This window comes from Mesorhizobium sp. M8A.F.Ca.ET.207.01.1.1 (assembly GCF_004794715.1).
Classification (GTDB): Bacteria; Pseudomonadota; Alphaproteobacteria; order Rhizobiales; family Rhizobiaceae; genus Mesorhizobium.
The window spans coordinates 1-423 of the sequence record NZ_SRUS01000111.1; the positions used below are offsets into that span (position 1 = coordinate 1).

General features: G+C 64.1%; 1 pseudogene. It reads left to right on the forward strand.

What is annotated here, in order from left to right:
* Nucleotides 1-423: pseudogene (locus EN850_RS33705) on the forward strand (hypothetical protein); the annotation flags it as partial.

Genomic DNA, 423 nt, shown 5'->3' on the forward strand with positions numbered 1-423 from the left:
AGCTGATCGACCAGCCGGTGGCGATGCTGGACGGCACCACCAGCGCGACCGTGCTGGCCGCCGCGCTGGACCGCGAACTGGTGTCGGTCGAGCCGATCGGCGACCAGTACAAGGTGCTGGTGGAAGTGGCGCTGCAGGCGCTGTTCTTCGACTTCCGCGAGCGCCAGGTGATTGCCTCCTATCCGCTCACCCTGCAGCGCATCGACGTGCAGGACTACCGTCCTGACAACGATGATATCGACGCGATCGTCGCCGATCTGCTGTACGGCAGCGCCGAGACCAGCCTGTCGCAGGTGATCGAGCGCCGCAAGACGACCATGACCAATCTGGAAACGGTGCAGAAGCGCATCGAGGAATTGAACCCCCTGCTGCTCGACATCGAGAACAAGATCGCCGCGTCCACGACCCAGAAGGAGCGCACCG